Source organism: Pseudomonas sp. CM25 (assembly GCF_013179705.1).
Classification (GTDB): domain Bacteria; phylum Pseudomonadota; class Gammaproteobacteria; order Pseudomonadales; family Pseudomonadaceae; genus Aquipseudomonas.
The window spans coordinates 1-3,607 of record NZ_JABMCW010000455.1; the positions used below are offsets into that span (position 1 = coordinate 1).

Sequence of the window (3,607 nt, forward strand, 5' to 3'; positions counted from 1 at the left end):
GTGGCTCTTCCTCACTCAACTACCTCGTCAACCAGCTCGAAGCCTCGCGGCGGCCAACCGAAAAGCCGCCACATCAATTCCTCTTTCCAGGTAAGCGCACGCTGGCGACCGTAAAGGGTGGTCATGGTGTAGCCGCCCAATTCCTTCTTGATGCGCACCGTGCGCTCGCCGAGGCGATGGCAGAGTTCGGCGATCACCGACTTGGGGCTGCCATTTGGGGTGCTGTCGTCGTAGGAAAGGCAGCCGCAGATGGCCTGGGCTTTATCGATCAATTGGCTGTTGTTCATCATTTCGAATCCTCGCTTATGGTGGATACCGGAAGGCCGTCGAAACCCGCGCGCTCTGCGGCCTTGCAGAGAATCCATGAATCCGTTGATCTATCGCCGGTCAAGCCGTGAACCGACCCGAAACCCTTCTGATCAAGGTGTGCGTGCCACTTCTCCAGCGCCTCGCGCTTGCGGGCCATGACGTCGGACTGGATGTACACCTTCACGTTGTGACCCATGGCGTGGTTGATCAGCAGCTCACCCACCAGGTGGTCGACCCCAAGGTCAGCCCAGCCAGTGCGGGCCAGCTTGCGCAGGTCGTGGCTGGTCCATTCGCCCTGCCCCATAACGGTGAACACGGCGGATGCCTTGGCCTCGCTCATGGGCTTGCCTTGCCGTCCCGGGAACAGGAACTCGCCGTCGTAGCCCTCGTTGCGTTGGATCTCGCGGTAGGCCATCAGCAGGAAACGCACCTGGTTGGTCAGTGGCAGGCGGTGCTGCACGCTGGTCTTGGTGTGCTCAGCGGGAATAAACCACTCTCGCTCGGCCAGGCTGATGTGGCTCCAGCGGGCCAGGCGGGTTTCGCCCAGCCGGGTGCCGTGACACAGCATCATCAGGGCCAGCACGCCATGCTGCGGCCGGTGGGCCAGGGTGCTCTTCATGCGGGCCATCAGGTCGTCGAGGTGCACACCACGCAGGCGCGATGGCTTGACCGTGACCTTGGCCTTGGAGAAATCACCAAAGCGGATGCCGGCCATGGGGTTGGAGCTGATCAGGCCAAGCTTGAAGGCCTGACGGAACGACAGAGCCAGCAACTGGAACACCAGTCGCACATAGTCGATCGACAGCGACTCTTGCAGCGGCCACATCAGCTCGCGGTCAAGCAGCGCCTTGTCGATCTGGGCCAGCGGGGTCTGACCCAAGCGCGGCATCAGGTGTTGCTTGATCGCCGACGCCGCCGTGCTCTTGCGCTTGGTCGACAGGTTGCGGTCGCGGGACATGCGCTCAGCGAACCAGGCTAGAAGTTCGCCGGTCAGCACCCAGCTCGACAGGCTCGATCCCTCGCCGGCTTCCAGGCGCAGGCGGATATCCGGCAGTGCGGCGGCCACCTTGGCAGCGCTCAGCTCAGGGTATGAGCCGATCAGGTTCCACTTGCCCTTGTGGATCAGGTACCAGGACCCGCGCTCGCGGGAACGGTGAAACCGGAAGTACAGGCCATGGTTGCCCAGGGCGCGAAGATCACGCACCTGGCCGGCGGCCTGCCGGCGAATCTCTGCATCGCTGATTTTCACAGCGGCGGTGTTGGTCATGCTGCAACCTCCGTTTTTGGCAGGGCCAGGTACGCCCTCAGGCACTCCATGGCGTCAAAATGCCCCTGACACACAACGGCCAGGTAGCCTTGGTCGTTCAGCCGGCGAATGCACGCTTGCTGGCTGGACGAAACAGGCGCCGGGTCTACGGTCGCCTTGAATTCGATGTACAAGCCGAAGTAACCGCCGCGAGCCATGGTCAGGACCAGATCGGGGATGCCGGCCTTTACGCCCTGGGCTTTGAGCTTGAGCGCCACGCCCTTGTGCCGATGGCCGCCATTCGGGACGTGGTAGATCAGCTCGTACACATCCGGATAGCGCAGCTGAATCTCTTCGAGCAGGGCAGCCTGCTCCTGCCCTTCCCGGTCGACGGGCTTGGCGCGGGCCGACTTGGCTTTGAACGGGCGAAGGGCGGGTGCATTCATGCGATCAACACCCCCTCATTGAGCAGCAGCGCCTGGGTGCGCATGACGCCCTCGGCGTGGTACTGGCGCGCAGTGGCGCGATCCACGTCACGACTGCGACCGTCACAGGCGTCGTGGCAGGCGCTGCAGGACCATGCACCTTGCAGGTCGTGTGGTTTCTTGCCGACGCCGCAGGTGCCCGCCAGGCGGTAGTGCGCCAAGACGGTGGTCTCGGGGTTGCCGTTGCATACGCCAGGGATACGCACCTGGCATTCGCGGCCGCGTGCGGCCTTGGTCAGTTTTGATTGCCGCATGGGCTGTCTTCTCCATGAAGATCAATGACGCGGAAGGTGTTAGGCCACATGCACTGGCCATGGCTACGAGCTGCCTGCTCGTCGCGATACAGCGCCATCGGTTGGGCTGGCTCGTGGGCAAGATCCAGCAGATCACTTCGGCAATACAGCGCCCAGCGATACTCGGGAAGCTTGGGCGGTAGGTGCATTGGGTCAGTCATGCAGCGGCTCCTTGTTGGGCATAGCGAGATCTCAGGGACCGCTCGGGCGCAGGCGCTTTGGCGGGAGGCTGCCAGCTCGCAGAGAGGTTTTCGAAACGGTTGAACTGCCCCAAGAACGCCGCGCGTACGGTTCCGGTCTCAATGTCTCGACCTTTCCCCACGATGATTTCGGCGATGCCTTTGAGCTCGCTGTCTTCGTGGTAAACCTCATCGCGGTAGACGAACAGGATCACGTCTGCGTCCTGCTCAATTGCGCCCGACTCACGAAGATCAGAGGGCACCGGGCGCTTGTTTGGGCGCTCCTCGCACTTGCGAGATAGCTGGCTGAGCAGCACAACCGGAATGCCGAGCTCGCGTGCAAGCAACTTGCATCCGCGACTTATGCCGCTGACCTCTTCAGTGCGATTGCCACCCTCGCCTTCCATCAGCTGTAGGTAATCGATCATCAGGATGTCGAGCCCATAGCGCATCTTGTGCCGACGAGCCATCGAGCGAATGCGGCCGACCGTGGCGCCGGCGCAGTCCGCGATGAACAGGTTTGCGTGCTGGATCTTGCCGACTGCCGCGCACAGTTCCGCCCCGTGGGACTGGCAGGCAGAACCGTTTTTGATGAGGTTAAGCGGAATCTTCCCTTCTGCCGCAGTGGCTCGATCAATGAGCTGGGCCCTGCTCATTTCCAGGCTGATGACCAAGGCTGACTTCTTCTGGCGAACCGCAGCGTCCAGCACAAACCCCATGGCGAGCGTGGTTTTGCCCATTGCAGGCCTACCGGCCACAACGATCAACTGCTCCGGCTGCAGGCCACCCAGTTTCTCGTCGAGGTCAACCAAGCCGGTGGACAGGCCAAGCAACGTCTCACCGCGTGACAGGCGGTCATGCCGCTCCTGCCAGACCTCCAGCTGTTCGGCCATCAGATCACCAGCCTTGACGATCTCATCACCATCGGTGCCAGTGTCGATCGCCATGGCAGCTGCCTGCACGGCCGCGATCTTGTCTTGGATTTCGCCGCCACTCTGGGCGATCTCCAGCGTTCGGTCACTCAGGTCATACAGGGCCCGCTCCACGGCGCGCTCCCTGACGATCCGGGCATACTCGCTTGCGTTGGCAACACTA

6 protein-coding genes are annotated in these 3,607 nt (G+C 62.4%); all 6 read right to left on the reverse strand.

Annotation, left to right across the window (positions count from 1 at the left end; translation table 11 throughout):
- Positions 1-11 precede the first annotated feature (11 nt).
- Positions 12-287 (reverse strand): hypothetical protein, encoded by a 276-nt coding sequence (locus HP546_RS27675; protein WP_172232242.1) that lies wholly within the window; start codon positions 285-287, stop codon positions 12-14.
- Positions 287-1,576 (reverse strand): site-specific integrase, encoded by a 1,290-nt coding sequence (locus HP546_RS27680; protein WP_110160085.1) that lies wholly within the window; start codon positions 1,574-1,576, stop codon positions 287-289. Before HP546_RS27680 ends, HP546_RS27675 begins: the two co-directional genes overlap by 1 nt.
- Positions 1,573-2,001, reverse strand: coding sequence for a VRR-NUC domain-containing protein (locus tag HP546_RS27685; protein WP_110160086.1), 429 nt, complete (start codon positions 1,999-2,001; stop codon positions 1,573-1,575). The genes HP546_RS27680 and HP546_RS27685 overlap by 4 nt, the downstream gene beginning before the upstream one ends.
- Positions 1,998-2,294 carry a DUF1364 domain-containing protein gene (locus tag HP546_RS27690; RefSeq protein WP_110160087.1) on the reverse strand — a complete coding sequence of 99 codons (297 nt, stop codon included), beginning with the start codon at positions 2,292-2,294 and terminating at the stop codon, positions 1,998-2,000. Before HP546_RS27690 ends, HP546_RS27685 begins: the two co-directional genes overlap by 4 nt.
- A complete protein-coding gene (locus HP546_RS27695; RefSeq protein WP_047933928.1) occupies positions 2,276-2,494 on the reverse strand; it encodes a hypothetical protein in 219 nt (72 codons plus the stop codon). The genes HP546_RS27690 and HP546_RS27695 overlap by 19 nt, the downstream gene beginning before the upstream one ends.
- Positions 2,491-3,607, reverse strand: a 1,117-nt coding sequence (locus tag HP546_RS27700; RefSeq protein ID WP_172232245.1) for a replicative DNA helicase, incomplete at its 5' end; no start/stop codon positions are given. The genes HP546_RS27700 and HP546_RS27695, both read right to left, overlap by 4 nt.

Excerpts from the sequence above, each read along its gene's own strand:
- HP546_RS27690 (WP_110160087.1), bottom strand. The coding sequence starts at position 2,294 with ATGCGGCAATCAAAACTGACCAAGGCCGCACGCGGCCGCGAATGCCAG.
- HP546_RS27675 (WP_172232242.1), bottom strand. The coding sequence starts at position 287 with ATGAACAACAGCCAATTGATCGATAAAGCCCAGGCCATCTGCGGCTGC.
- HP546_RS27695 (WP_047933928.1), bottom strand. The coding sequence starts at position 2,494 with ATGACTGACCCAATGCACCTACCGCCCAAGCTTCCCGAGTATCGCTGG.
- HP546_RS27685 (WP_110160086.1), bottom strand. The coding sequence starts at position 2,001 with ATGAATGCACCCGCCCTTCGCCCGTTCAAAGCCAAGTCGGCCCGCGCC.
- HP546_RS27680 (WP_110160085.1), bottom strand. The coding sequence starts at position 1,576 with ATGACCAACACCGCCGCTGTGAAAATCAGCGATGCAGAGATTCGCCGG.